Source organism: Nostoc sp. DSM 114167, assembly GCF_052692655.1.
Genome location: NZ_CP195116.1, coordinates 8,010,203 through 8,036,210 on the forward strand (window position 1 = coordinate 8,010,203; position 26,008 = coordinate 8,036,210).

The window sequence follows — 26,008 nt, forward strand, 5'->3', positions numbered from 1 at the left end:
TAGTTAGGGAATTATTGACTTGCTTCTTCATTACTCAAGCATTTTGATAAAAAATAATACAAAATAATCTTTTTTCAGATATTTTATGTTTTTATTTCCTAAGAATTACCACTAGCGATCGCTACATTGATAATGTTGTACCGAAAGCCAATAAACAAGTTGCAAAAATTCATCCAAAAACAAAGTTATCTGCATATAAAGTTTTTTTTCGCAACTCTCTTGAGCATTATATTGTTCAGTTGGGTAGCACTCTCGCAGCAACCAGTCACCCTCAATCTGTTAATGACTGCCCCTGATGCCCAACCTTGGAGGCAGGGTTTGATTAAAGACTTCGAGGCTGAGAACCCTGGTATTCGCATTAACCTAGTTGAAGGGCCGAATGCCACAAATTTGCTCGAAGACCTGTATACTTCATCTTTTATCTTGGGTGAATCCCCTTATGACCTGATCAATATGGATGTGATCTGGACATCCAAGTTTGCTGCTGCTGGATGGTTGCTACCTTTAGGCGATCGCATTTCTAAAAAAGAGTTGGCAGCATTTTCACCCCAGGATGTAGAAGGGGGACGTTATCAAAACCAGCTGTACCGCATTCCAGTGCGTTCCGACGTAGGAATGCTCTATTACCGGGAAGATTTAATCAAACAAGCAGGATTGCAACCGCCAGAAACATTTGATGATTTGATCCGAATTTCCCAAGTCTTGCAGAAGAAAAACCAGGTAAATTGGGGCTATGTTTGGCAGGGTCGCCAATATGAAGGACTCGTGGCGATGTTTGCGGAAGTCCTCGATGGCTTTGGCGGCTTTTGGGTTAAACCCGACACCCTCGAAGTTGGACTAGATCGACCAGAAACATTACAAGCCATTGAGTTTCTACGTAGTACCATCAGCAAAGGCGTTTCTCCTCCTGGAGTCACAACCTATCAAGAAGAAGACACCCGACGCTTGTTTCAAAGTGGTCAAGTAGCGTTTTTACGTAGTTGGCCATACGCATGGCCTCTCGCCCAAGCAGAAAATTCGCCAATCCGGGGCAAAATTGCGATTAAACCGATGGTTCATGCTCCTGGTAAGACGGGAGCAGCTTGTCTTGGAGGCTGGGGTTTAGGCATTGCGAAATCTTCTCAACATCCTGAAGAAGCTTGGAAAGCAATTCAGTATTTTACCAGTCGAGAAGCACAGCGCCGATTCATTTTCAGTGCAGGTTATGTGCCCAGTCGCCGGGAACTGTTTACAGACCCAGGGATTGTTTCTAAATACCCCCACTATCCGCAGTTATTAGAGGTCGTAGACAATGCAGTTTTACGTCCACCGATCGCCCAATATGCTCAAACATCAGATATTTTACAGCGTTATCTCAGCGCCGCCTTATCCGGTCGAATGAATTCGGAACGAGCAATGCAAGCTGCTGCGGCGGAAACACGCCGACTGCTGGCGGCAGGGGGCAGGGGAGCAGGAGGAGCAGGGGAGACAAGGGAGACAAGGGGGACAAGGGTGAATTATTGAATAAGTCTCTCCCTTGTCTCCCCCCTCTTCCTTGTCTACCTTGTCTCTTCTTCATGCCCAATGCCCAATGCCCAATGCCCAATGACAAATGACAAATGACAAATTTACATACACTCAGAAATCGAGAACAACAGACAGCCTGGATCTTACTAACACCAGCATTGCTGCTGTTGTTGTTTGTATTTGCCTACCCGATTTTACGAGCATTTTGGTTAAGCGTATTTACTAGAAATTTGGGAACAGAGTTACAACCCGTATTCTCTGGTTTGGAGAATTATGTGCGGATGGCGGGGGATGGTCGTTTCTGGCAGAGTTTGTGGGCGACAACCGTGTTCACAACAGCATCAGTAATCTCAGAACTGTTGCTAGGACTGGGGATTGCCCTAGTTCTCAATCAGGCGTTTGTTGGCCGGGGCATAGTGCGTACAACTGCCATTATCCCTTGGGCTTTGCCTACTGCTTTGATTGGTCTGGCGTGGTCTTGGATTTTTAACGACCAGTTTGGGGTTGTGAATGATATTCTGCTGCGCTTGGGGCTGATTAAGACTGGGATTAATTGGTTAGGAGAGCCAACGCTGGCAACGATCGCAGTGGTTTTTGCTGATGTTTGGAAAACTACGCCGTTTATCAGTATCCTGTTGCTAGCTGGGTTGCAGTCGATATCACAAGACCTTTATGAAGCTTACTCGGTTGATGGAGCAACTGCTTGGCAAAGTTTCCGCAATATTACCCTACCATTACTGCTGCCGCAGATATTAATTGCAGTGCTATTTCGGTTTGCTCAAGCTTTCGGAATTTTTGACTTGATTGCTGTGATGACCGGGGGTGGCCCTGGTGGCGCTACGGAAGTGGTGTCATTGTACATTTACTCCACGGTGATGCGCTACTTAGATTTTGGTTATGGAGCAGCCCTGGTAGTAGTGACATTTTTAATATTAATTGCGGCGGTGGCGATCGCTAGTTTCTTACTTAACAAATACCGTGCCAAAACCTCAGGAGCCATTTAACCTATGAGTGTAACTCCCCAAGCAGTGCCAACGACTCCAAAACGAACAGGGAAAACCAAGTTTTCTCTGAAAAAAATCTTGCTGGGCATCATAGTTGTATTGATAGTGCTATTTAGCCTGGCACCAGCTTTATGGCAATTGCTGACCTCGTTTAAAGTAAATGACGATATTGCCGCCGTTCCTACTGTCTATTTCCCCACACGCTTTACTTTCAATCACTACATTGAGTTATTTACTCGTCGGCCATTTTGGCGCTACATCTTCAACAGTGCCTTTGTGTCGATTACTTCTACAGCTGTAGCTTTAGCGATCGGCGCACCTGCGGCTTATGCTCTCGCAAGGTTACGCCCTTGGGGTGAAAAAGTTATCCTCGCCAGCATTTTAATTGTTACCTTATTTCCTGGAATTCTCTTGTTCTTAGGACTATTAGAAATTATCCAAGCGCTGAAATTGGGCAATAATTATCTGGCGCTAATTATACCCTATACTGCGATTAATTTGCCGCTAACAATTTTAGTACTTAAAAGCTTTTTTGAACAATTACCAAAAGACTTGGAGGATTCTGCTAGGGTCGATGGCTACAACACCTTTCAACTATTGTGGCAAATCGTGCTACCCATGACCCTTCCTGCCTTAGTGACTACTGGAATCCTTACCTTTATTTTTGCTTGGAACGAGTTTATTTTCGCTCTCACGTTTATGACGCGTGAAGAGTTGAAGACAATTCCCGTTGCTGCGGCTCAGTTGGGTGGTGCGACAATATATGAAATTCCCTATGGCCCGATCGCTGCTGCAACTGTCATCGGCACATTACCCCTGATTTTACTAGTTTTGTTTTTCCAGCGCCGGATTGTCCAAGGTCTTACCGCTGGTGCTGTCAAGGGATAGGGAGACAAGGGAGACAAGGGAGACAAGGGAGACAAGGAGGACAAGGGAGACAAGGAGAATAATTAATGACTAATACTTCGGCTACGCGGTAGTTGAATCTCGACTTACTTCGACTACGCTCAGTACAAGTCGCTCGATTACCGGGCAGTCGAAAATCAGGACAAGCTCAGTACAAATGACAAATGACCAATGACAAATGACAAATGACAAATGACAAATGAAAAATGGCTAAACTCGAACTCAAAAACTTGAATAAAACCTACAGTCCCAAAGTCGTCCCTGTCAAAGACGTTAGCTTAACTGTAGATAACCATGAGTTTCTCACTTTACTTGGCCCTTCTGGCTGTGGCAAATCCACCGTCCTACGCATGATTGCGGGTCTTGAAGAACCGACTCGCGGTCAGATCGAAATCGGGGATGTAGATGTCACCTATAAACGAGCGGCCGATCGCAATATTGCAATGGTATTTCAAAGCTATGCACTCTATCCTCACATGACGGTGTACGAAAACCTCGCTTCTGGACTCAAGCTGAAAAAAGTACCACCGACAGAAATTAAACAGCGAGTAGCAGAAGTGGCAGACGTTTTAGGATTAGCAGAGTTAATGAACCGCAAACCTGGCCAAATGTCTGGAGGTCAACGGCAACGGGTTGCTGTCGGTCGTGCTTTGGTGCGTAATGCCGATGTCTACCTGCTGGATGAGCCTTTAAGTAACCTGGATGCACTGCTGCGGGAAAGAGTCCGAGCCGATATCAAACAAATTTTTGCCGCTCAGAAAGTGCCAGTTGTTTACGTCACCCACGACCAAACCGAAGCGATGACGCTCTCTACGAAAGTTGCCTTGCTTAATGATGGCTATGTCCAACAACTTGACCCGCCTGACCGCATCTATAACCATCCAGCTAATCTATTTGTGGCTGGATTTGTTGGTAGTCCGCAAATGAATTTGCTGACTCTACCTTGTAAAGGAAAATACGCGCTCCTGGGTAATTTCCAAATACTTCTCCCAGATATACCAACTGTACCACCGCAGATTGTTCTGGGAATCCGCCCAGAAAATGTCCGCATTGCTCAACCAGGTGATACTCAAACTATTCAAGGGAAAGTGTTTTTAGTGGAAAATTTGGGTATGCACTATTTGGTTAGTGTCAAGGTGGAGGGTTCACAAACTGGAGCGATTACGGTACGTGCTTTGTTGCCAACAGACCAAAATTGGAGTAACGAGGATATTACACTAGCATTGCCCCCTGAAGATATTCACTGGTTTGACGTGCAATCTGGCCATGCTCTTGTTAAGAGACAAATGTTAGGTTAACGCAAGCAAGAGACGCGATGAATCGCCGTCTCTACAATAATCAGATTTATCGCGTCTTTGCGATCGCTAGAATTTTCATCAAAAAACTTTAACCGAAGCAATCCTGGAAAGTGATGCTTGGGGATTTGCGCTACCCTAAGTCAGGAAGCCAAGGATAAATCAGATGAGCAAATGGATTTGGCTGATGCTGTTGGTGCTGATGACAGTTGTTGTTGTGGGTAGCAGAGGTAGCACGTTTTTTGAACAGCGCCCCTCACCGGCAATTGTTGAAAGCATTCCAGTGGAAACATCCGAACCACAGCCAGAGTCAAAGGAAGTTGATATTACCCCGCAAGTGTCTACCGATCGGCTGCTGAACCATATCCAAAAGTTGAATTTTCAGCGCTACACCGCAAAAGAGCGATCGCTTACTCGCACTTATATTACAACCGAACTGAAAAAATTCGGCTGGAAACCTAAATTAGAAAAGTTCTCCGACGGTGTGAATATTTTTGCCGAGCGCCCAGGAACGAATAAAGCCGCGAAAGCAATTCTTGTAGCAGCGCATTACGACACTGTTTTCTCTTCCCCTGGTGCTGATGATAATGCCAGTGGTGTCGCTGTAGTGCTGGAAATTGCTCGGTTGCTCGGTTTTCGTCCGACGCCACGGACGTTACAGCTAGCTTTTTTTGACCAAGAGGAAGCAGGACTTTTGGGTAGTCAGGCTTTTGTGAGTCAGAAATCACGCTTGCAAAATTTAGGCGGAGCGATCGTTATGGATATGGTAGGTTACGCTTGTTACACTTCTGGATGTCAGAAATACCCGGCTGGATTGCCTGTTACGCCACCTAGCGACAAGGGTGACTTTTTGGTAGTAGTTGGTGATACAGAACATTTGCCTTTCTTAAATGCCTTTCAAAACTCACAAAACATCTCCTCAACCGCCCTGAATACACAGGAATCAATGCCAGCAGTTCTAACACTACCAATTCCTTTTAAAGGTTTACTGACACCAGACACCTTACGCAGCGATCATGCACCGTTTTGGTACCAAGGTGTGGGCGCTGTACTGGTGACAGATACCGCAAATTTACGCACTCCGCACTATCATAAACCTAGCGATGTGCCAGCGACTATCGAGCGATCGTTTTTCACCGGAGCGGCACAAATTGTAGTTAATACGACTAGTGCCTTATTGGAGAAAGATCAGGTTTTGGAAACTCAACCACCAAGCTAACTAATGAATTATGAATTATCTTGACTAGCTTTTGGTTCAGGGAAAGTCAACGTCCAATTATTTTTATCATTGACCTGAGAATATAAACCTTGAAGAATAAGCCGCAGAGTTTTTCGAGTTCTAATAGCCTTTTTTACCAGATAAGTTCCTGGTTCAGCAAAGATATCATCAAAGTTTTGTTTATAACCAAATTGTTTTGAACAGTAACTACCAGCACCTTGGACTGTTAACACAAAAAATGGCGCTTGTTTGTATTCATTAGGAATCATAAAGATGCCATATACATGGTGACGACCACGCCACGGCTGAACACTAACCTTAGTAGCATGTACTTGAAATTTTGTAGTTTTTGATGCAATAAAAGCCTCAAAATTGCAATCAGAATCATTCACAGGCCACCACAGTGTAATAATACTCAAAGAGAGCAGAAAAATTAAAATATAGGGTAGTCTGCGACGCATAAAGCCAAGAAAAGTTGTTGATGCGGCTGGTAAAATTTGATGAGTAACGATAGTGCAGCTACAGCAGTCAGACTATTCACCTGCAACACATCCAATACTTTTCGGTTAAGGGGGAAAGGGGAAAGGGGAAAGGGAAAGGGTTTAAATTTACCTTTTCCCCTTTGCCCTTTAACCTTTTCCCAGACCAAAAGAGAGATTGTTAGGCTTATCCGAAAAGTATTGGCAACACATCTGCAAAACGTTTTAAAGGGCAAAGACAAAACATTAAGCAGTCAGTTAAATTTTGTTGTCAAAAAAAATTGCAGATTGTCGATGCGTAGTTTACCCTGTTCTAGTAGCTCCGTTACAGTACTAAACCTAGCTGAGAAACCATTAAGCTTTTGTGGCTGTTAACACTGATTTATGCTTAAATTTTTAGCTGTGATGAATTCTACAATTCGTTGCTTTTGTTATGCTTGTAATATGGCTCTTGCATCCGCAGATGCTTTGAGGAGATTGCAGCGTCACCATTAGCGTAGCGTTAGCGAAAGCGTAGCGTTAGCGAGTACTCGAGCGTCCGCAAGAGCGTCACAGCCCATCGTAGACATCGCCATCAAGTTAAGAAAAAATTTACTTTTATTTCTAATCAATTATTGGGGTAGTCAAATACACAAATATCCGTTATATTCCCGTAAGTAAGAATTGGTATAAAAGTTTATGGGAAATTGGAGAAGTCTTAAGACAGTTGCGGGTTTATTTAGCGCCATCGCACTTACACAGTTTGGGGTAAATACTTCGGCCATTGCTGCTGACACAGTTGTTGTGCGTTTGGGTTTATTTACAGAATCCATTTCTCTTACTGAGTTGCAAAAGGCTGTAAAAACAGGAAAATTGCCTGGGAGTTTACAGTCTTTATCTGAAGAACAACGCCGCTTCTTCTTGGGGGCGCTGGGCATGAATATACCTATGAATGTTGTCACACTTGATAAGTTAATTAATACCCAGATTGGTACAACTATTCTCAATGACTTCGCTACAGCCTTAGCCCGAAAGGATAAAGCTGGGGTACAAGCATTGAGAGCAGGCTTGGTATTAGGTTCTACTGCACCGCAAGGTCTTTCTATACTGAGTTTTATTGCTGCTTATCCCAGTAAACGCTTAGAAATTGATTTGCCAAAGGCTTTCGTTGTTACAAAAAACTTAAATACAGCTTTTTGGCGTACCCAGCAATTCATGTTAGCGATCGCTCCCCAACTCGACCCGATAACAGCACATCCGAGAACACCGCAGATTGCTTTCCCTTTCGATCCCAGCCAACTAGGAAGCGCCCAAGTAAAAATACTCAACTTAAATCTGAACGATCGAAAGCGCGATCGCAAAATCCCAGTTGATATTTACTGGTCAACTGCTGCAACTCCCGAAAAACCCGTAATTGTCTTTTCTCACGGCTTCGGATCGGTTCGCACGGACTTGCGTTACCTAGCAGAACATTTAGCATCCTACGGTTATGTAGTCGCAGCTTTAGAACATCCCGGTAGTAATGCGGCAAATACTGATATAGCATTACAAGGCAAAACCAGAGTTATGAAGCCTCAAGAGTTTTTAAATCGCCCTCAAGATATTAGTTTTGTTCTCGATGAATTAGAAAAACTCAACCAAACGGCTAATCATCCCCTACAAGGGAAACTTGCAACTACAAACGCGATGGTTGTTGGCTATTCTTTGGGTGGTGGTACAGCTTTAGCACTTGCTGGGGCGGAGTTGCAACTAGAACATCTCAAACAACGCTGTAAAAAGAACCTGACTATCTTGAGTTTGGGAGAAAATATTCAGTGTATCGCTCAAGAATTACCAGAAAATAGTTATCAACTACGAGATACCAGAATCAAACAAGCGATCGCTTTCAATCCCACAACTTCTCTAATTTTTGGCGAAACTGGGTTAACTAAGATACAAGTTCCTACCATAGTGTTAGCAGGTTCCGCTGATAAAACTACCCCAGCTTTAACTGAACAGATTGTGGGATTTGACAAGATCCCATCCCCAAAATCGCTAGTTGGTATTATTGGAGGTACTCATCTCAGTGTAAAAGACCCCAGCACCACATTAGATCAGATCGGACAACCAAATACACCGATTAGTGGCGGTGAAGTTGTCGGCGAACAAGCAGCAGATGTTCGCAAGTACGTTAAAGCTTTAACCTTGGCCTTTGCTTTCCAGATGACTCCAGAAGCTAAAAACTATGCTATCTTCCTGACACCAGACTATGCTCAGTTTGCTTCAACTGCCGCATTTCCATTTCGTCTAGTTACCCAGATTCCTCCTGATGCTATGGCAGTGGTGAAAGAATTTGTTGAGAAATAAGAGACTTTCAATTAAACAAATATAGGACTTACCTATGATACATATTGACTGTACTAATTTTGGGCTTTTGAACCATTTCTAATACAGGACTTATACCATTTTAGATTTTGGATTTTAGATTTTGGATTGGAAATTGCCTTGGTGCGTCTGGCTTGGTGTGAATCCGTCTGTCGCAATCATTTTTCAAAATGGTCTTACGCAACTGACATATTATTTTCAGTTCCTAGTTTTCGCGCACTTGTACTGAGCAACTTGCCCTGAGCGTAGTCGTTGGCGTGGTCACTGAGCGTAGTCGAAGTGCAGCCTCTCCAAGAGTTGGGAGCCGAAGTAGCGTCTCGAACGTGAGTGCGTCTCTGAAAGAGAAGAGAGGACTAAAGTCCTCAAAATAAGGGCTAGAGCCGCTTACTACAAACTACAAATCCGATTTTTTTGTGACACTTGCGTAAGTCCTATAATACCCAGAACAGTAAATATGCAACAAAATCAGGGTTGCAATCAGCACCTGAAGTATAAATTTCACTTAATGCATATTATGGTTAATTGGTATAGTACCGTAAGTCCTAAAATATTTAATTTTGTGAGTAGCTTACTTAAGAATAGGGGTATAGGGAACGGTAGAAGCCCCCGCTTATTCTAACTATCCCTACTATTTTTATTTTGAGACCAAACAAAGCCTAAAATACTGATATTCGCTACAAATACCTGACGTTGAGATCGACCAATCGAGAATATAGTACTTTTTATCTAAGCAGATTAACTACCCTACCACCCTATCAAGCATCCTCCCCAATCTATTTGGGAGAGTGTACTTTATTAATTTATAATCCGCTGTAAGTAATATAAAACTTATAAAATTGACTTATACCAATTCTATGTAAACTTTTTACTTGCTACAAGTATACTACCTTGATAGTAGCACTAAAGTTGCTGTTAAATCTACACCAAATTTTTACAGTAAAAATAACTATTTACACATAAAATTTATAATGTATTCGTAAAAATAACAGAAGCTTAAGAGTGAAAAAAACTAGGAGTAGATGCCGAATGATGGTACATACGTATCCTATAGAAATCGTAAATTATTTTTGAAAAAGATTCTCAATTACTTGTAGGGTGTATTAGCAAACTGTAGCACACCTTACAAGTGGTTCAAGATTCAAATATTAGTTCTGAAGCTAACATATTACAAACTAATTTCAAAACAAATGAAAACAAGTTATTTGATGTGAAATATGTTTGTGTATGTATTGAGGTAACTTACTTTAAGTTCACAGAACTAAATGAGAGATAGTTGTTATCTTCTGCCAGTTAAAGAGTAACCAAAAATCAACAACAAAGGGCTTGTTTTATTTACTTAAATAATTAGTTTTACAATACACATGTAGGTAAACTAATTTGGGATTCAGAATTAAACAATTATTCCATTTCGCTCAAGCTTATGCAACTCTATACAACTCGTGAAATTGAACAACTCCAGCAACACGAAGACCTTTCTGTCTTAATTGAAATTATGGAGTGGGTGAAAAAATTTTTAGGAAGGTCTCATCCTGACTTAGGTAGACCCGGCGCAGTTTGCCCCTTTGTACCTTACTCTCTCAAATCAAATAGTATTCGTCTAGCAGTTATTCACACAAAAGATTTGTATCCAGAAGAATTAGAAGAGATTGTTGGACGCTATCGAGATATATTTCTGCAAATAGATGTTAAAGAGCAGGAATTAGCAATTAATAGAGCTTTTTTACTTATTTTTCCTGACATTCATATAGAAGACGCTTCTAAAGTAATAGATAGTGTCCAACAAAAACTTAAACCTTTGTTTGTTGAGTCAGGACTGATGATCGGAGAATTTCATAAACGTAATGAGAGTCCTGGTCTACACAACCCAAACTTTCGTCCCCTTCGTAGCCCTATCCCCTTGTTGGCTATTCGGTTTATGGTTGAAGCTGACCTCCCTTTTCTTCAGAATCCTGCCGATCCACACTTACGTATTCGATATTTGGAAGCTTATTTAAAGAATTTTGAGCATAAATTTACAGATGAAATAAAGTTTAAAAATGCTCGTCAATCATTGGCTTTAGCAAAAGAACAAATTAAACAAGAAAATTTGGTGAGTTCTTACATATAACAAATGTTTGAATTCCAGGTTAGCGATCGAGCATAGGTATGGAGGATTAAAAGTCTTTTAAATTCACTGTACCTGGAAATAAGTGGGATAAAAATCACGAATTTACTGCTACTTGCAATTGCTTAGTGCAGATAGCATTAAATCGTCATCAGGAGGTAAATTATCGGACGACAGTAAAAGCGATCGCTAATTATCAATTAGTCAATATCAATCCTTCAAGAAAGTTACTTTGATTTGTAATAATTGCACACACATTTTTGTGAATATATTTAGAATTAATCTATTATTTGTGATATAAAAAAGCAAATAATTTGGTAAATAAAATGGCAAAAGAAATAGAGCGGAAATATTTAGTAAGAGGAGATAGCTGGAGAGGATTAGCTGAAGGTAGTGTATATCGTCAAGGATATATTGCTACACAAGATAAAGCAACTGTACGCATACGTGTAGTAGGGGAAAAAAGTTATTTGACCATTAAAGGCCCCAATCTTAAATATTCGAGATTAGAGTTTGAGTATCCTATTCCTGTTCAAGATGCTCAAGAAATACTTGAGACATTATGTCAACGTCCCTTTATAGAAAAAACCAGATATAAAATAGAGTCGGGTGGTTTGATTTGGGAAATAGATGAGTTTGATGGTGTTAATAAAGGACTCATCTTAGCAGAAGTTGAACTCACTGATGAAAATCAGCAAATTGAATTACCAAACTGGATTGGACAAGAAGTTTCTGATGACTCTAGATATTTCAACAGCAATTTAGTAAAATACCCTTTTTCACAATGGTAATAGAATGAAATCAAAACTATGCGAATAGCCAAACGCAATGATTGGAAAACAGAACCTATGCCTTCTGTATGCAAAAATATAACACTAGAAAAAGTTTACTCACAGGAAGAATTCGACCGAATTGCTGCTGGAGTCATTCCAGAGCAGATGGAAGATAAGTGGTTCATTTTCTATGAGGCTCCTTGGCTATACTTGCATCGTAGTTGGACTGGTTTTTGTATTTTCAAAGTGCGTTTTGAGGTGATTGCAGAAAGCGTAAAGATTGCAAAAGTGCAAGTAAATCGAGAGCCAGCGCAGTACTCTAACACTGATGATGAGCGCGATGCCTCTATGTTAGCGATCTTGCTGGATTCCCGATCTGAAGGTGATGTGCTCCCGTCAAATGCTTAACTGGATTAAACGTCAATCCAGTAATTTAGAAAAACCGTAGTAGTACGCAGCATTACACTGCAAGTATTTACAAAAGATGCCTGTGAGATATGAACTTAGCCATTAACTAGATTTTCTACAGTATCGGCATCGTTTGGTAATGCAGCTGTTAAAACTTCGCTGCCTTCTGTAGTAACTAAAACATCATCTTCAATGCGAATTCCTCGCACATCGGCGAATTCAGATAAACGCTGCCAATTCACCACATTTTGATATTTTGAACGGACATTAGGATCGTTTAAAATTGCTGGTACTTGATAAAAACCAGGCTCAATTGTGACTAACATTCCTGGACGCAGGGGACGATTTAAACGAAGATAGCTTAAGCCAAAGCGATCGCTCCTTTGGCGTCCTTCTTCATACCCAGCTAAATCGCCCAAATCTTCCATATCATGCACATCTAAACCCAGTAGATGGCCGATCCCATGAGGAAAAAACAGCGCGTGGGCATCCATTTCTACTAAATCTTGGGGATTTCCTTGTAAAATACCTAAATTTACTAAACCTTCAGCGATCGCTGTAGCTGCTAGCAAATGAATATCTCCATACTCTACACCAGGCTGGATTTTGGCAATACAAGCATCATGGGCTGCCAACACCACATTATAAATATCTCTTTGGGTAGATGAAAACTTACCCGAAACTGGCCATGTACGAGTCACATCACCTGCCCAACCAGTTTCAGTCTCAGCGCCAACATCGGCAAGGAGTAAATCACCTGGCTGCAAACTATTGTGATACTGCTCGTTATGCAAAACTTCACCGCGAACAGTGACAATACTGTTGTAAGAGGTAGTCATATTGTGGGCAATAATCACCCCTTCCATCGCTGCCCGAACTTCTGCTTCTAGTTTGGCTTGGGGTGTTGCTGCCATCCCGGCTTTGTGAGCTTTGACAGTGACAGCCGCAGCTTTTCGCAACTCGGTTAATGCACCATCATCGTGGGTGAGGCGGAGAGAAACGATCGCCTTCGCTAACTCCAAGTCAATTCCTTGAGGAGGACTTTGTGGTAAAACCCATCTATTTAATAGCTGCGATTGCTGCGTCCAAGTAGCCGCATCTTGGACGGCAAGTGTAGCGGCATCTTCTAGCCGAGACTCTAATTCTGCCATTGGCCCTGCCACATCCGCCCCAATCTTCTCGGCTATTTCCTCGCGCGTTGGCATTTCACCATGCCAAAGGGCGCTGCTGGGTGACGGATCGTCGATGAATAATTCTAGTTTGCCTGCTTCTAGACGAATTGCCGCCTTTGGTAATGGCAGTCCGGCGAAATAGAGGAAATGACTGTTAGCACGAAATGGAAAGGAATTTGCCGGAAAATTGCGCGGATTATTGCTACCTGACCACAAAATTGCGGGAAAATCAATCAGTTTGGCTAATTGTTGCCGTCGGTGGCGTAAAGTATCGGCGAGGGAAGTAGAAGTTTGTGGGATAAGCATAAATGTAAACTCAAAAAAAGATAAAAGTGATGGTTTTGCCTTTATTTAGTCGTTATCGTCTTTATCATCCTTATCGCCATCTTTTCGATCGTTTTTGCGATCGCGATGTTTGTCATCATCATCTTGGTCGTTCTGCTTTATCTGCTTAGGTTCTTGATTAGGTTGTAACACTGGTTTTTGTTGCTCAGTTGGTGCAGGTGGCTGCGGGACTTCAACAACACAACTAACTAATCCTCCAGAAATTAGCGCTAAGTTGACAGCAGCAAAGATGCTTCTGAAGATTTTTATCCTCACGTTTTCGGTTTGCTTTAACATTGACCCTAGTTTTTGGAGATTGTATTTCTAATTTCTAAGGTACTGTATATAGTGGTTCTCATTTGGATTAACACAACGTAGGACTAAAATAGTGCATTAGCAAACTCTTGTGGGATAAGCTCTCTAGCCCGCCCCACAAGAAAATTTATTTATGGGGATCATTAATTTTAAATTTTGAATGCGTGAATACTTCTACAAGCTCAGTACAAGTTTTGAATTTTGAATTTGGAGCGAGGTGACGTGACTATAATGGGACAAATTATTACTCAAGTTGATGCTTTTACCAATACACCTTTTGCAGGTAATCCGGCTGCTGTCTGTGTTTTGCCTACTCCCCAAGATGAGCGCTGGATGCAAAAGGTGGCGCAGGAGATGAATTTATCTGAAACAGCTTTTCTAGTCAGACAGGATGATGGCTTTAATCTGCGTTGGTTTACGCCTACAGTAGAAGTGCCGCTTTGTGGTCACGCAACTTTAGCTAGTGCCCATGTACTTTGGTCAGAGGGACATTTGTTACCTGATGAAGTTGCACGTTTTTATACCAAAAGTGGAGTGCTGATTGCGAAGTTACAAGGTGATTGGATTGAGTTAGATTTTCCAGTAAATCACTCACAAGCAACAGTCGCTCCTCCAGAACTCAAGCAAGCTTTGGGTGTAGCCTACAAATCTGTCTTGCAGAATTCACTGGGTTATCTAGTGGAATTGGAATCTGAAGAATTGGTGCGGCAAATACAGCCCAATTTTCAACTACTCAAAACGTTGCCGATTCCTAATGTCATTGTCACTAGCCTCACTGACTCTGATTCTGAATATGATTTCGTCTCTCGCTTCTTTGCACCAGGATTAGGTATTAATGAAGACCCAGTTACAGGAGCAGCTCATTGCTGTCTTGCTTGGTTCTGGCGCGATCGCCTGCACAAAAATGAGTTTTTGGCTTATCAAGCATCCAGTCGCGGCGGTGTGGTGAAGGTGTATTATGACGGGAGCGATCGCGTCTTTCTCGCCGGACAAGCGGTAACTGTGTTGCGAGGCGAGTTAATTACCGCATAAACCTCATATTACAAATCAATAATATCTGGCAAAAATTCACCGTCAAGAACTTGGGCAATGGAATAAGGACATTTCACTGGAAACGTATTGATTGGTAGTTCAGTTTCATTACTAACAGCTTTCAATCCCCAATGATAAGACTGGGCTAAAACTTCTTGTGGATAAAACTCAAGAAAACTATAGAAAGCGATCGCATCTTTTTAGCCATACGAGCCGTAACGCGCTTATCTTGAACTGTTGATGCTGAGATGACAGGTGTAGAATTTAACTTTTGAGATATCCTTTAATAAAAAACTTGCAAGCGAGGTGAAAAAATGGCAACCGTCTTTGATAACATAGCTCTCCAATTTCAAAAACTTAACAAATTGCCTTATCGCTTGTATGGTGAGGCATATACATACTTAAATTTAATCGGAGATGTTGCCGGGAAATCAATCCTCGATCTAGCTTGTGGAGAAGGATTTTTCACACGATTGCTCAAACAGAATGGCGCTGCACGTTTGGTTGGTGTAGATATTTCCTCAGAAATGATCGAGTTGGCAAGACTTGAAGAAGCCTCTGTGCCACTTGGAATTGAATATATCATCGGTGATGTCATGGAAATTGGTTCTATTGGCAGCTTCGATCTTGTGGTAGTCTCCTACTTGCTCAATTGCGCTTCAACTAAAGAGCAACTACTCAAAATGTGTCAGGCCATAGCAATTCATCTGAAACCTGGTGGTCGATTCGTCAGTTTGAACAATAATTTAGAACTGCTTCCAGAGTTTTATGATAAACATCAGAAATATGGCATTGCTAGGAGATGTGCCCAGTCGCTCCAAGAAGGTACTCCCATAACCTTAACATTGAGTATTCCTGATGACGGTGAGTCTATCAGTATTGACAACTACTACCTTAGCCAAGCGACTTATGAATGGGCTTTGATGAGTGCTGGTTTTAAAGATATCCGCTGGCACCATCCAAAAGTCTCTCCCAAAGGCATACAGAAATTTGGCTTTGAGTTCTGGCAGGATTACATTGACTATCCCGATACGATCGGCATTACCTGCCTAAAATAACGTGAGTTCGACGAGTGCTATTTTGACCTCTCCCCCAGCCCCTCTCCTACCAGGAGAGGGGAGCAAAAACTTTTGTTTTCTCGTTACTCCTCCCCTCACCTTTTAGGCTACGGTGTATACACAAGTTTTGTAGGTTGGGTGCAGCGATAGCGTAACCCAACATAAAATTTGGTGGTAATGTTGGGTTGCGTTTCACTCCACCCAACCTACAAAAATATATTTTTTAAAAAACTCTAGGTTTCAACATAGATGAGGTTTATGTACCAAGCTGTGTCTGCTTGTAGCCTGTGAAGTGTTAGAGACTTTTGCAAGATATCTAATTGTCAGGCGATACAATGGCATTGTCAAGCGATGCAATGGCATTGTTAGTCGATACAATTGCATTGTTAGTCGATACAATTGCATTGTTAGTCGATGCAATCGCATTGTTAGTCGATGCAATCGCATTGTCAGTCGATACAATCGCATTGTCAGTCGATGCAATCGCATTGCAGAAGGTTGGCTTAAAATTGCACATCAATACAAACACTAAACCGCAAGAGCGTTCTCTTGCGAAGAAGCAACTGTCACAATATTTAAACAAGCCTATATTTTAATTTCAAAAATGTCTGCTAAACACAAAGATAGTAGAACTAGTATCCAATCTCGTGATTGGCCAATTGAGCAATTACCTGGACTGAGCCATGAGGAACAATCTCAACTCCAAAATTGTGGGATAACTAGCACAGTAGCTTTAGTCAAACAAGGGAAAACTCTAGAGTCAAGACTAGCGTTAGCAAATAAATTACAGATTCATCTTCAGTATGTAAATAAATGGATGGCTTTAGCTGACTTGGCACGTATTCCCAGTGTCGGGACACAATATTGTGGTTTATTGCTTCATGCGGGTATTGGTTCTGTAGTGCAGTTAGCTCAAACTCCCACTCACAGATTGCACCAACAAATCATGCGCTTGCAAGTAGCAACAATGCAGCGCCGAGATTTGTGTCCAGCACTTGAGCTAGTACAACAGTGGAGTCAGCAAGCGAAAACAATCATTAGTTAGGAGTTAGGAGTTAGGAGTGAGGAGTTAAAACTCATAACTCATAACTCATAACTCATAACCCATAACTCATAACCCATAACTCATAACTCTTCACTCTTTAGCTAAAACACCATTAAGAAAAATATCAGCGAGTCCTTCTGCCATTTCCTGCATTTGTTGGGGAGAGGCATCAGGTTCCATGAGGGTGTTGTTAGAAAAACCTGCGATCGCAAACATTCCTAAGAAAACTTTCGCAACTAGCTTCGCGTCGCCTTGACGATAAATACCTTTATCCATCGCTGTTTGAAAGAATGCTTCGCCGACATCAGTCATTTTGGTAATGACTTCTAATTGAATGCGATCGCGCAAATCGGGGTGAAATTGCACCTCCATAAAACAGACGCGCATCAAATCGGCATTTTTTTGGAAATTCCACATCCGACGGCGCATCACCTGAGCAACGGCTTTATAACTGCCCATTTCACTTAATTCTGTGAGCAAATCTGTCAGAATTTCTACCCAGCCATTCGTGGCTACTTCCACTAAAATTGCTTTTTTATTTGGAAAATGACGAAATAAAGTACCTTCAGCTATACCTGCCGCTTGTGCTAAGTCGCGGGTGGTAGTGCCGTCAAATCCCTGAGAGGCAAACAACCTTTGCGCTGCGTGTAAAATCCGGGTGCGCGTCTGAGCCTCTGAGGGCGGGGAAGAATTAAAAACTCGCATAACAGTTATGGTTAGATATCCGTAACAAGACTTGTAGCATTATTGTCTAACATCAAGTTAAAGAGCCACTGAAAGCTTAATACAAGATTAAGGCTCTTTTGCTAAGTATCCTGTTATTTAGGTAATGTAACTTTATCTTACTTCTCGCTTATGAACCAGAGCAGTCGGTCAATTTTAGATTTTAGACTTCGGCTCCTTTCGACTTCTCTACGAGACGCTACGCGAACGCTCAAGGCAAGTCGCTCAGTCGAACGATTGGGGACTTCGACTTCTCTACGAGACGCTACGCGTAGCTTGCTTCCCCGCAGGGGTACGCTCAGTCGAACGATTTTGGATTGGTCAGATCGAGTATCTGTGATATTGCGGCGGTTGTCGATCGCTTTGTTAGCTTCGATCGTTCTCTCATGGGGATTGCTGCCAGAAGTTGCTCTAGCTCAAACTCAGACAGCACCTCCTCAAGAAACTAAAACTCCAACCCCACCAGTTGAAAGTTCAATTCAACCTTATTTAGATCGAGTTATTAAGCAATTAACGGAGTTTCGCCTCGACAATGGTTTAAAATTCATTGTCTTGGAACGACATCAAGCGCCCGTGGTTTCTTTTCTCACTTATGCGAATGTGGGTGGTGTGGATGAGCCAGATGGTAAAACTGGTGTAGCTCACTTTCTAGAACATTTGGCGTTTAAAGGCACAACGCGCATTGGTACACAAGACTACAAAAAAGAAAAACCGCTACTAGATACCTTAGAGCAGTTGAATGCTCAAATTAAAACAGCGAAAGCCGCTGGCAGAAAAGCTGAGGTTATCCGCTTACAGACTGAGTTTGAGCAAGTGGAATCGCAAGCAGGTAAGCTCGTCAAGCAAAATGAATTAGGGCAAATTGTCGAACAAGCGGGAGGCGTGGGTTTAAATGCTAATACTTCAACCGAAGCGACTCGTTATTTTTACAGCTTTCCTGCCAATAAGCTAGAACTTTGGATGTCGTTGGAGTCAGAACGATTTCTCGATCCGGTAATTCGTCGTGAGTTTTATAAAGAAAAAGATGTAATTTTAGAAGAACGACGGATGCGGATAGAGAATTCACCTATTGGATTGATGGTGGAAAAGTTTATCGATACTGCTTATAAAGCCCATCCCTACAGGCGTCCGGTGATTGGTTATGACGAAGATATCCGCAATCTGACACCAGAAGATGTCCAAAAGTTTTTTGATACTCACTACGTACCAAGTAATTTAGCGATCGCTATTGTCGGGGATGTCAACCCGGCTGAGGTGAAAAAACTGGCACAAATTTATTTTGGCCGCTTTCAAGCCAAAACCAAAGCTGTTGAAGAAATTCCAGTGGAACCGCCACAACAACAAACACGGGAAGTTACTTTACAGCTACCTTCTCAACCTTGGTATTTAGAAGGTTATCATCGTCCGGCGATTACTCATCCAGATAATGCCGTCTATGAAATTATTGGCAGTTTATTAAGTGATGGGCGCACGTCGCGGCTATATAAGTCTTTGGTAGAAAAGCAGCGTTTGGCGTTAAATGCCCAAGGTTACAGTGGATTTCCTGGAGATAAATACCCAAACTTGATATTTTTCTATGCTCTCACAGCTCCTGGTCATACAGTTGATGAGTTGGCGGTGGCTTTGCGGCAAGAAATAGACAAATTAAAAACTGAGCCTGTGGCGGCGGCTGATTTACAACGAGTGAAAACCCAAGCACGGGCGAGTTTGTTACGTACTCTCGATTCCAATATGGGCATGGCTCAACAATTGTTGGAATATGAAGTGAAAACTGGCTCTTGGCGGAATTTGTTTAAGCAGTTGGATGACATTTCAGCAGTGACAACGGCTGATATTCAACGGGTGGCAAAGGAAACTTTTACGCCGAAAAATCGCACGATTGGCAAGTTGTTGTCGAAAGCAGCATGAACAACAAATCGCAAAGGGCGCACAGGAAAATAGATATGCACAAGTACAAGGTGAAAGCTAAAAGGCAAATAGCGTTGAAAATTCAAAATAGGAAAGGGTTGATTTATGCTTTGGTTGCTGTTTTTGCGTGCTTACTTTTAACTTGTAATTTCTCTCTGGCGGCGACGGCTGAGGCGAAACATTACACAGAGTTGCAGCTACCACCGCTACCTGAGATTAAGTTACCCAAGTATGAGCGGTTTGTGCTGCAAAATGGCTTGGTTGTCTATTTAATGGAGGATCATGAATTACCGTTGGTGAATGGTACGGCGTTTGTGCGGACAGGGAATCGCTTGGAACCAATGGAAAAAGTTGGGTTGGCTGGTTTTACAGGCGCAGTAATGCGAACTGGAGGAACTAAGCAGCATTCGTCTGATGAACTCAACGAGATATTAGAACAACGGGCGGCATCTGTGGAAGTTGGTATTGGTGAAACTTCTGGTAGTGCTAGCTTTGACGCCCTCAGTGAAGATTTAGAAACAGTGTTTGGGCTGTTTGCTGAGGTGTTGCGATCGCCTGTATTTGCTCCAGAAAAGCTAGACTTGGCGAAAACTCAAGCCAAAGGTGGCATTGCCCGTCGTAATGACAATCCAGATGGGATTGCTAATCGGGAATTTAAGAAATTAATCTATGGCAAAGATAGCCCTTATGCTCGCACCATAGAGTATGCGACGGTGGATAAAGTTGAGCGTGAGGATTTGCTCAAGTTTTATCAGCAATATTTCCACCCCAATAATATGATTTTGGGGATTGTGGGCGATTTTGATAGTAAGAAAATGCGATCGCTCATTCAAGCTAAGTTTGGCGATTGGCAGCGTAACCCAGGTATTGCTAAACCCACATTACCAAAGGTTTCACCAGCTAATACAGGTGGAGTCTTTTTTGTCAATCAGCCCCAACTGACGCAAAGTAGTGTGCTTATCGGGCATTTGGGCGGACGTTTCGATAGTCCCGATTATGCCGCGCTGGATGTATTGAATGGAGTGTTAAATGGATTTGGTGGACGCTTATTTAATGAATTGCGATCGCGTCAAGGTTTAGCTTACTCTGTCTACGGGCAGTGGAGTCCCCGCTACGATTATCCTGGCATATTTATCGCTGGTGGAGAAACGCGATCGGATGCTACCGTCCAGTTTGTCAAAGCTTTACAAGCCCAAATCAAGCGCACCCAAACTCAGAGAGTGACAGCAAAAGAACTGGCTTATGCCAAAGAGTCTACACTCAACTCCTTTGTATTCAACTTTCAAGACCCCAGCCAAACCTTATCACGCTTGATGCGATACGAATATTACGGCTATCCTGCTGATTTTCTCTTTCGCTATCAAAAAGCCGTCGCCGCCACCACAGCAGCCGATGTCCAACGGGTAGCGCGAGAATATCTCAAACCAGAAAAGATTGTGACTCTAGTAGTGGGGAATCAAACCGCTATTCAACCGCCATTGACAGAGTTAGCTAAACAGGTGACACCAATAGATGTAACTATTCCTGGTTCGCAGCCACAGGCAAAGAATTAATAGCGTAGATGGGTAGACATTCAATATCCAAATAAAATCGCAAGGCTCAGATCCCCAACTGTTTAAGAAATTGGGGATCTTGTTTTGAAAATAATTTTCTCCATTATCAGGAAATGACTAAAGACAAATTGGAGTAACAAGTAGAAACTAAATCAGGAACCAAAACCTCTGGGAACTCCAGAGGTTTTTCTCTACTCTATTCATCTTTATAGAAGCGATCGCTCCAGCATACACTTCTATAAAGCAGCAAAAGTTGTCGCCCCGATCGGGTCAACTAGAGTAAGCTAAATTTAGGTTTTAACTATCGGGAGTGGAGATGATGTTGTTGGAATTAAAGCGCATCCATGTTCCACCAGGACAAAGAGTGCTACTGCGAGATGTAACCTGGCAGGAATTGGAAACAATTCTAGAAGATTTAGGGGAACATCGTGCTGCACGAATTGCTTATGACAGAGGAATACTGGAGATTATGGCACCACTGCCAGAACATGAATATGACAAAGAAATTATTAGCGATTTAGTCAAAGCTCTTTTGGAAGAATTAGACATTGAGTTTAGATGCCTTGGTTCTACTACTTTCAAAAACCAAGCAATGGCTCAAGGTATAGAACCCGATCGGTGTTTCTATATAAAAAATGAATCTAAGATTCGCGGCAAGAAGCGGCTAGATTTAGCAGTAGATCCTCCTCCAGATTTAGCTCTAGAAATTGATATTACTTCTCGCACTCATCCTAATATTTATGAAGCCTTAAAAGTGCCGGAACTTTGGCGTTTTGATCGAGGAAAGCTCAAAATTAATGTTTTGCAAGACGGACATTATGTAGAATCTCAACAAAGCCTAAATTTCCCTCTCTTCTCACTAATTGAAGCAATTCCCCAATATTTAGAGCAAAGTACAACAGCAGGCAGAAATGCAACGCTCAAAGCTTTTCGTCTTTGGGTACAAAAACAGATACAACAGCAATAACTAACGCTGTCACCATAATTCACAATATAAATTCTGAATTATATTGTATAACTATTGTCAACTTTAGGGTTTGTCATCTTTTAGTCGAGTATAGAAACCCTGTTTTAGTGGGACAAATAAAGTTTTAGAAAAAAGAATGCTTTTGACTTGTTAGCTATCAAGTATTTGTCAAAAACAATAAGTTATGATGCTCCCGTCTTTGTCACATATTCTCACGTTAAAACTAAATTCATCGACATGGTTAACGAAACCCAACACTCACCCCTGCTCTACACTGCATCTAAAAATTTGTAAGACAGCAATTAAATATAATCGCTGTCCTACAAAATCGAAATACAAATTAGCTATTGAAACAGGTGCCTATGCAGGTTCAGGAATTAATACTGTGTCAATCACATGAATCACACCGTTATCAGCTTCCACATCTGGCGTAATAACTGTCGCATTATTGATTTTCACAGCACCATTAGATGCATCAATTTTGATGCTGCTTCCTTCAACGGTTGGAGCAGAGTCTAAATTGACCACATCTGTTGACAACACTTTCCCTGAAACAACATGATAAGTTAAGATTCTTGTCAGTAGTGGAACGTCAGCAAGCAGTGAGTCTACTGTCCCTTCATGTAGCTTAGAAAATGCTTCGTCAGTTGGTGCAAAGACCGTAAATGGACCAGCGCCCTTGAGGGTATCCACTAAACCAGCAGCTTGTACTGCTGCTACTAAGGTGTTAAAGGAACCAGCATTAACAGCAGTATCAACAATGTCAGCCATATCTTTTATAAATTTCTGTATCTTTCGTTACTGAAAATATACTTTTATTCAAACTATTACTATCTATCCACAGATAGGTTAAATTCTGTTAATGACTTGATGCCAACAAGATATTGTTTGGTGCTGGCAGACAAAGGATACGATGCTGATAAGCGCGTGATTGAACCCCTGCAAGCCCAAGGCAAAACTGTCGTGATTCCGCTCAAGTGCAACCGTAGAAATCCTCGTGATTACGATTTAGACTTGTACAAAGCTCGTTATTTAATTGACAACTTCTTTGCTAAACTCAAACAGTACCGGGCGATGCCTACGCAACTCGCTATGATAAACGGGCAACCAAATTTCTAGGTGCTATTTATATTTATCTGGCTGCTTCTGTCATCTGGCTCAATTGATGACACGCCCTAGCATTAGCGGATAAATTGTACTTCTTTGAAGTCATTACTACCGCATTTTAATCTATGTTTTTTAAACCCAAAATATTTTTATCATCGGTTGCATTGTTACTCAGTTTGGCAACTCTATTTCTTAGTTCTTGGATTATTCTTCCGGCTCCAAATATGTTTTTCCTCACCCTTGCAGTGGGAGCGCCAGAAGTCAGTCCTTGGTTATTTTTATTAAACTTGCTCTTTTTATTGCTGTCTTTATTCTATATCCGTCGCCGTAAATTACAGCGTTTAGTTTGCATTTTCAGTTTAATCGGATTGCTAATTTGTGGATGGGTGCTAATAAATATCCCACCAACTCAAATGCAGATGGCTAAAGCGATGAAACAAGGGTTGGGAGCAAATTATCTAGAGCAAATTCCACCTCAAGTAAGGGCTAAGATGCAAATCTATCCCTTTAACTTAGTTAATTTTTTCTGGGGTATTCCATTAGGTAAAACGCGTCATCAAAAAGATATTCTCTTTGCTTCTCCTGGGGGAATGCCTTTAAAAATGGAAGTTTACCAACCCCCAGAGGTAGGGAAATATCCAGCCGTGGTAGTAATTTATGGTGGAGCTTGGCAGTATGGCAATACTCATGCTAATACCGAGTTTAATCAATATATTGCTAATCATGGATATACGGTATTTGCGATCGACTATCGACACGCACCTAAATATCAGTTTCCATCTCAGTTAGATGATGTGCGTACAGCCCTAAATTTTATTCGCAAACATGCAGCTGAATATGAAGCGAATTCAGAACGTATGGTACTTTTAGGACGTTCTGCGGGAGCGCACCTAGCAATGCTAGCGGCTTATCAAGCCGATGCACCACCCATTCGTGCTGTAGTGAACTATTACGGGCCTGTTGATTTAACCGAAGGATACAAAACGCCGCCAAATCCCGATCCTATAAATAGCCGCGCTGTTTTAAAAGCATTTCTTGGTGGTTCTTTAGAAGAATTGCCTAATCGATATCAAATTGCTTCACCGATAAATTACCTAACGCACCCTTTACCGCCAACTTTATTAATTTACGGCAGTCGCGACCATTTGGTGCAAGCGCGATTTGGCAGACAGATGTATGAACGTTTACATGATAGTAACACTGCGGTTTTTCTAGAAATTCCTTGGGCAGAACACGCTTTTGATGCTGTTTTCAACGGTGTGAGCAATCAATTAGCGTTGTATTATACTGAGAGGTTTTTGGCTTGGGCGTTGTTCAGGCAATGATTTTATTTGCAGACTCATTCACAAGTATTAAAAACTCAGCACTCCTTACTCCTTTTGAGGCCAACGCCAATTGTAGCGATTCCATTCATACATACCTTGAATTTCGTACTCAGCGCCATTGAAGAAGCGGACAACGCAATTAGTAGAAGAATCATTGCTATCGCTAATTTCCTTAACCTTAATCACCATACAGGGAAACCATTCCCGCTTACAAGGCCCATCCTCTTGCACCCATTCCCATAGTGCATTGGAAACTTCAATGCGATCGCCTACTCTTAACTTCAGTGCATCCTCAAAATAAGAATACTTGTCAAAATGATATGACTCAACCCGATTCAACCACTGCAAACCATAGCGTTGGCGAATGAATTGTACTGTTCCAGAGTCATTGCCCAGCAACCAGTCATTGAGTAATTGCACTTTCCAAGTGCGGTTGTGTTGTTCTTCATCCTTAACAAATTGTAAAAATGCTTCTAATTCCTCTGGGGTAAGTTCGTCTAAAGGATTAGCAATATTTGACATCGCAGAGGTAGAATTTCCCTGAATTTGCTCAACCACTTGCAGTAATATCTGTTTTTGCGTGTCAGTGAGAGGACAGCTTGCTGCATCACAATCATTAAAGGCTGCGAACATAGCTACTTCAATCTCATCTGGAGTCATAAGTTCATAGCAATTGAGGGGTTATTCCCCTAATTATTACAAATGTTAAATTCAAGTCTCTAATCCTCCTGTAGTTAAATATAGACATAATCAAATGTAAGATGCCTAATATTCAAGGAAGTCAGCAGAAAACTTGATTCTGTCTCCTGAGTTTTTGGTATCGGTTTGGTATTTTCTAGTGTTGACCTCATTTATCACCTAGTTAGGAAAATTGCCATGACTCAAACTCAGCATCCCACAAAACTCCTGACTTTTGAGGAATTTCTGGCTTATGACGATCGCACTGATACCCGTTATGAATTAGTGGATGGAGAGCTAGTAGAAATGCCAACTGAGAGCCAGGAAAATTGTGATATTGCCAAATTTCTATTATTCGAGTTGGCAAAGCGTTTTCCTATTACCTTGCTGGCTTACAAGGACATTGAAGTTGAAGTTAGTGGGCGGCGAGCAACCTGTCGCCTACCGGATCTGGTGTTGCATACGGAAGAGTCGAAAGCGGCTTTGATTGGCAGTCCTCGCAATCTGATTACCCGTGATATGCCCCCGCCTGCGCTGGTGGTTGAAGTCGTCAGCCCCGGAACTGAGAACCGCACCCGCGATTACCGTTATAAGCGCACGGAATACGCAGCTAGAGGCATTACTGAATACTGGATTGTCGATCCTGAGTTAAAACAAATCACCGTTTGCAAGTGGGTTGAGGGACAATATGAAGATACGGTCTTGAAAGGTACGGCGACCATTGCATCAGATATAGTACCTGATTAGGAATTGATCGTAGAGCA

26 protein-coding genes are annotated in these 26,008 nt (G+C 42.0%); 19 read left to right on the forward strand and 7 right to left on the reverse strand.

Annotation, left to right across the window (positions count from 1 at the left end; genetic code table 11):
* The first annotated feature begins 132 nt into the window (after positions 1 to 132).
* From NSTC731_RS33675 to NSTC731_RS33695, 5 genes are all read left to right on the forward strand, one after another.
* Positions 133 to 1,503, forward strand: coding sequence for an ABC transporter substrate-binding protein (locus tag NSTC731_RS33675; protein WP_445628753.1), 1,371 nt, complete (start codon positions 133 to 135; stop codon positions 1,501 to 1,503).
* 95 nt (positions 1,504 to 1,598) lie between these two features.
* Entirely contained in the window at positions 1,599 to 2,510 is a 912-nt protein-coding gene (locus NSTC731_RS33680; RefSeq protein WP_445628754.1) for a carbohydrate ABC transporter permease, read from the forward strand.
* A gap of 3 nt (positions 2,511 to 2,513) precedes the next feature.
* Positions 2,514 to 3,398, forward strand: a complete 885-nt coding sequence (locus tag NSTC731_RS33685) for a carbohydrate ABC transporter permease (protein WP_445628755.1) — start codon at positions 2,514 to 2,516, stop codon at positions 3,396 to 3,398.
* 224 nt (positions 3,399 to 3,622) lie between these two features.
* Entirely contained in the window at positions 3,623 to 4,714 is a 1,092-nt protein-coding gene (locus tag NSTC731_RS33690) for an ABC transporter ATP-binding protein (RefSeq protein ID WP_445628756.1), read from the forward strand.
* A gap of 163 nt (positions 4,715 to 4,877) precedes the next feature.
* On the forward strand, positions 4,878 to 5,930 hold the full coding sequence (locus NSTC731_RS33695) for a M28 family peptidase (RefSeq protein ID WP_445628757.1): 1,053 nt from the start codon (positions 4,878 to 4,880) through the stop codon (positions 5,928 to 5,930).
* Between the two features lie 8 nt (positions 5,931 to 5,938).
* Here NSTC731_RS33695 and NSTC731_RS33700 read toward each other — a convergent pair whose 3' ends face one another.
* Positions 5,939 to 6,391, reverse strand: coding sequence for a hypothetical protein (locus NSTC731_RS33700; protein ID WP_445628758.1), 453 nt, complete (start codon positions 6,389 to 6,391; stop codon positions 5,939 to 5,941).
* A 696-nt stretch (positions 6,392 to 7,087) separates the two neighbouring features.
* On the opposite strand from NSTC731_RS33700, the gene NSTC731_RS33705 reads away from it, so the two are divergent.
* From NSTC731_RS33705 to NSTC731_RS33720, 4 genes are all read left to right on the forward strand, one after another.
* On the forward strand, positions 7,088 to 8,734 hold the full coding sequence (locus tag NSTC731_RS33705) for an alpha/beta hydrolase (protein WP_445628759.1): 1,647 nt from the start codon (positions 7,088 to 7,090) through the stop codon (positions 8,732 to 8,734).
* Between the two features lie 1,438 nt (positions 8,735 to 10,172).
* A complete protein-coding gene (locus NSTC731_RS33710) occupies positions 10,173 to 10,859 on the forward strand; it encodes a DUF6875 domain-containing protein (protein ID WP_445628760.1) in 687 nt (228 codons plus the stop codon).
* A 323-nt stretch (positions 10,860 to 11,182) separates the two neighbouring features.
* Positions 11,183 to 11,647 carry a CYTH domain-containing protein gene (locus NSTC731_RS33715; protein ID WP_445628761.1) on the forward strand — a complete coding sequence of 155 codons (465 nt, stop codon included), beginning with the start codon at positions 11,183 to 11,185 and terminating at the stop codon, positions 11,645 to 11,647.
* Between the two features lie 18 nt (positions 11,648 to 11,665).
* A complete protein-coding gene (locus tag NSTC731_RS33720; RefSeq protein WP_445628762.1) occupies positions 11,666 to 12,037 on the forward strand; it encodes a hypothetical protein in 372 nt (123 codons plus the stop codon).
* Positions 12,038 to 12,132: 95 nt separating this feature from the next.
* Here the strand turns inward: NSTC731_RS33720 and NSTC731_RS33725 are convergent, their stop codons facing one another.
* Both NSTC731_RS33725 and NSTC731_RS33730 read right to left on the reverse strand, forming a co-directional pair.
* The gene (locus tag NSTC731_RS33725; RefSeq protein WP_445628763.1) at positions 12,133 to 13,515 is read right to left on the reverse strand and encodes an aminopeptidase P family protein; all 1,383 of its coding nucleotides are present in this window, start codon (positions 13,513 to 13,515) and stop codon (positions 12,133 to 12,135) included.
* A gap of 45 nt (positions 13,516 to 13,560) precedes the next feature.
* Entirely contained in the window at positions 13,561 to 13,830 is a 270-nt protein-coding gene (locus NSTC731_RS33730; protein WP_445628764.1) for a hypothetical protein, read from the reverse strand.
* A gap of 249 nt (positions 13,831 to 14,079) precedes the next feature.
* Here NSTC731_RS33730 and NSTC731_RS33735 point away from each other — a divergent pair, with 249 nt between their 5' ends.
* Positions 14,080 to 14,880 (forward strand): PhzF family phenazine biosynthesis protein, encoded by an 801-nt coding sequence (locus NSTC731_RS33735; protein WP_445628765.1) that lies wholly within the window; start codon positions 14,080 to 14,082, stop codon positions 14,878 to 14,880.
* Between the two features lie 8 nt (positions 14,881 to 14,888).
* Here the strand turns inward: NSTC731_RS33735 and NSTC731_RS33740 are convergent, their stop codons facing one another.
* Entirely contained in the window at positions 14,889 to 15,071 is a 183-nt protein-coding gene (locus tag NSTC731_RS33740; RefSeq protein WP_445632233.1) for a DUF29 family protein, read from the reverse strand.
* A gap of 123 nt (positions 15,072 to 15,194) precedes the next feature.
* Between NSTC731_RS33740 and NSTC731_RS33745 the strand changes: the two genes are divergently transcribed.
* From NSTC731_RS33745 to NSTC731_RS33755, 3 genes are all read left to right on the forward strand, one after another.
* Positions 15,195 to 15,938 (forward strand): class I SAM-dependent methyltransferase, encoded by a 744-nt coding sequence (locus NSTC731_RS33745; protein ID WP_445628766.1) that lies wholly within the window; start codon positions 15,195 to 15,197, stop codon positions 15,936 to 15,938.
* A 320-nt stretch (positions 15,939 to 16,258) separates the two neighbouring features.
* Positions 16,259 to 16,534, forward strand: a complete 276-nt coding sequence (locus tag NSTC731_RS33750) for a hypothetical protein (RefSeq protein ID WP_445628767.1) — start codon at positions 16,259 to 16,261, stop codon at positions 16,532 to 16,534.
* An 8-nt stretch (positions 16,535 to 16,542) separates the two neighbouring features.
* The gene (locus NSTC731_RS33755; protein ID WP_445628768.1) at positions 16,543 to 16,983 is read left to right on the forward strand and encodes a DUF4332 domain-containing protein; all 441 of its coding nucleotides are present in this window, start codon (positions 16,543 to 16,545) and stop codon (positions 16,981 to 16,983) included.
* Positions 16,984 to 17,073: 90 nt separating this feature from the next.
* Here NSTC731_RS33755 and NSTC731_RS33760 read toward each other — a convergent pair whose 3' ends face one another.
* A complete protein-coding gene (locus tag NSTC731_RS33760; RefSeq protein WP_322681570.1) occupies positions 17,074 to 17,688 on the reverse strand; it encodes a TetR/AcrR family transcriptional regulator in 615 nt (204 codons plus the stop codon).
* A gap of 150 nt (positions 17,689 to 17,838) precedes the next feature.
* On the opposite strand from NSTC731_RS33760, the gene NSTC731_RS33765 reads away from it, so the two are divergent.
* The 3 genes from NSTC731_RS33765 (at position 17,839) to NSTC731_RS33775 (ending at position 22,134) form a co-directional block, all read left to right on the forward strand.
* Entirely contained in the window at positions 17,839 to 19,614 is a 1,776-nt protein-coding gene (locus tag NSTC731_RS33765; RefSeq protein ID WP_445628769.1) for a M16 family metallopeptidase, read from the forward strand.
* A 35-nt stretch (positions 19,615 to 19,649) separates the two neighbouring features.
* Entirely contained in the window at positions 19,650 to 21,167 is a 1,518-nt protein-coding gene (locus tag NSTC731_RS33770; protein ID WP_445628770.1) for a M16 family metallopeptidase, read from the forward strand.
* Positions 21,168 to 21,486: 319 nt separating this feature from the next.
* Complete coding sequence (locus tag NSTC731_RS33775) at positions 21,487 to 22,134, forward strand: Uma2 family endonuclease (protein ID WP_445632234.1); 648 nt, start codon at positions 21,487 to 21,489, stop codon at positions 22,132 to 22,134.
* 360 nt (positions 22,135 to 22,494) lie between these two features.
* On the opposite strand, the gene NSTC731_RS33780 is transcribed toward NSTC731_RS33775, so the two are convergent.
* Complete coding sequence (locus NSTC731_RS33780) at positions 22,495 to 22,905, reverse strand: fasciclin domain-containing protein (protein ID WP_445628771.1); 411 nt, start codon at positions 22,903 to 22,905, stop codon at positions 22,495 to 22,497.
* Positions 22,906 to 23,004: 99 nt separating this feature from the next.
* On the opposite strand from NSTC731_RS33780, the gene NSTC731_RS33785 reads away from it, so the two are divergent.
* Both NSTC731_RS33785 and NSTC731_RS33790 read left to right on the forward strand, forming a co-directional pair.
* Complete coding sequence (locus NSTC731_RS33785) at positions 23,005 to 23,253, forward strand: hypothetical protein (RefSeq protein ID WP_445628772.1); 249 nt, start codon at positions 23,005 to 23,007, stop codon at positions 23,251 to 23,253.
* A 113-nt stretch (positions 23,254 to 23,366) separates the two neighbouring features.
* Entirely contained in the window at positions 23,367 to 24,566 is a 1,200-nt protein-coding gene (locus tag NSTC731_RS33790) for an alpha/beta hydrolase (protein ID WP_445628773.1), read from the forward strand.
* A gap of 45 nt (positions 24,567 to 24,611) precedes the next feature.
* On the opposite strand, the gene NSTC731_RS33795 is transcribed toward NSTC731_RS33790, so the two are convergent.
* The gene (locus tag NSTC731_RS33795; protein ID WP_445628774.1) at positions 24,612 to 25,226 is read right to left on the reverse strand and encodes a hypothetical protein; all 615 of its coding nucleotides are present in this window, start codon (positions 25,224 to 25,226) and stop codon (positions 24,612 to 24,614) included.
* 216 nt (positions 25,227 to 25,442) lie between these two features.
* Between NSTC731_RS33795 and NSTC731_RS33800 the strand changes: the two genes are divergently transcribed.
* A complete protein-coding gene (locus tag NSTC731_RS33800; RefSeq protein ID WP_445628775.1) occupies positions 25,443 to 25,991 on the forward strand; it encodes a Uma2 family endonuclease in 549 nt (182 codons plus the stop codon).
* The last annotated feature ends 17 nt before the right edge of the window (positions 25,992 to 26,008 follow it).

Bases quoted from the DNA above. Each gene is read 5' to 3' on its own strand.
- NSTC731_RS33675 (WP_445628753.1), top strand. From the start codon at position 133: ATGTTGTACCGAAAGCCAATAAACAAGTTGCAAAAATTCATCCAAAAA.
- NSTC731_RS33680 (WP_445628754.1), top strand. From the start codon at position 1,599: ATGACAAATTTACATACACTCAGAAATCGAGAACAACAGACAGCCTGG.
- NSTC731_RS33685 (WP_445628755.1), top strand. From the start codon at position 2,514: ATGAGTGTAACTCCCCAAGCAGTGCCAACGACTCCAAAACGAACAGGG.
- NSTC731_RS33690 (WP_445628756.1), top strand. From the start codon at position 3,623: ATGGCTAAACTCGAACTCAAAAACTTGAATAAAACCTACAGTCCCAAA.
- NSTC731_RS33695 (WP_445628757.1), top strand. From the start codon at position 4,878: ATGAGCAAATGGATTTGGCTGATGCTGTTGGTGCTGATGACAGTTGTT.
- NSTC731_RS33700 (WP_445628758.1), bottom strand. From the start codon at position 6,391: ATGCGTCGCAGACTACCCTATATTTTAATTTTTCTGCTCTCTTTGAGT.
- NSTC731_RS33705 (WP_445628759.1), top strand. From the start codon at position 7,088: ATGGGAAATTGGAGAAGTCTTAAGACAGTTGCGGGTTTATTTAGCGCC.
- NSTC731_RS33710 (WP_445628760.1), top strand. From the start codon at position 10,173: ATGCAACTCTATACAACTCGTGAAATTGAACAACTCCAGCAACACGAA.
- NSTC731_RS33715 (WP_445628761.1), top strand. From the start codon at position 11,183: ATGGCAAAAGAAATAGAGCGGAAATATTTAGTAAGAGGAGATAGCTGG.
- NSTC731_RS33720 (WP_445628762.1), top strand. From the start codon at position 11,666: ATGCGAATAGCCAAACGCAATGATTGGAAAACAGAACCTATGCCTTCT.
- NSTC731_RS33725 (WP_445628763.1), bottom strand. From the start codon at position 13,515: ATGCTTATCCCACAAACTTCTACTTCCCTCGCCGATACTTTACGCCAC.
- NSTC731_RS33730 (WP_445628764.1), bottom strand. From the start codon at position 13,830: ATGTTAAAGCAAACCGAAAACGTGAGGATAAAAATCTTCAGAAGCATC.
- NSTC731_RS33735 (WP_445628765.1), top strand. From the start codon at position 14,080: ATGGGACAAATTATTACTCAAGTTGATGCTTTTACCAATACACCTTTT.
- NSTC731_RS33745 (WP_445628766.1), top strand. From the start codon at position 15,195: ATGGCAACCGTCTTTGATAACATAGCTCTCCAATTTCAAAAACTTAAC.
- NSTC731_RS33755 (WP_445628768.1), top strand. From the start codon at position 16,543: ATGTCTGCTAAACACAAAGATAGTAGAACTAGTATCCAATCTCGTGAT.
- NSTC731_RS33760 (WP_322681570.1), bottom strand. From the start codon at position 17,688: ATGCGAGTTTTTAATTCTTCCCCGCCCTCAGAGGCTCAGACGCGCACC.
- NSTC731_RS33765 (WP_445628769.1), top strand. From the start codon at position 17,839: ATGAACCAGAGCAGTCGGTCAATTTTAGATTTTAGACTTCGGCTCCTT.
- NSTC731_RS33770 (WP_445628770.1), top strand. From the start codon at position 19,650: ATGCACAAGTACAAGGTGAAAGCTAAAAGGCAAATAGCGTTGAAAATT.
- NSTC731_RS33775 (WP_445632234.1), top strand. From the start codon at position 21,487: ATGTTGTTGGAATTAAAGCGCATCCATGTTCCACCAGGACAAAGAGTG.
- NSTC731_RS33780 (WP_445628771.1), bottom strand. From the start codon at position 22,905: ATGGCTGACATTGTTGATACTGCTGTTAATGCTGGTTCCTTTAACACC.
- NSTC731_RS33785 (WP_445628772.1), top strand. From the start codon at position 23,005: ATGCCAACAAGATATTGTTTGGTGCTGGCAGACAAAGGATACGATGCT.
- NSTC731_RS33790 (WP_445628773.1), top strand. From the start codon at position 23,367: ATGTTTTTTAAACCCAAAATATTTTTATCATCGGTTGCATTGTTACTC.
- NSTC731_RS33795 (WP_445628774.1), bottom strand. From the start codon at position 25,226: ATGACTCCAGATGAGATTGAAGTAGCTATGTTCGCAGCCTTTAATGAT.
- NSTC731_RS33800 (WP_445628775.1), top strand. From the start codon at position 25,443: ATGACTCAAACTCAGCATCCCACAAAACTCCTGACTTTTGAGGAATTT.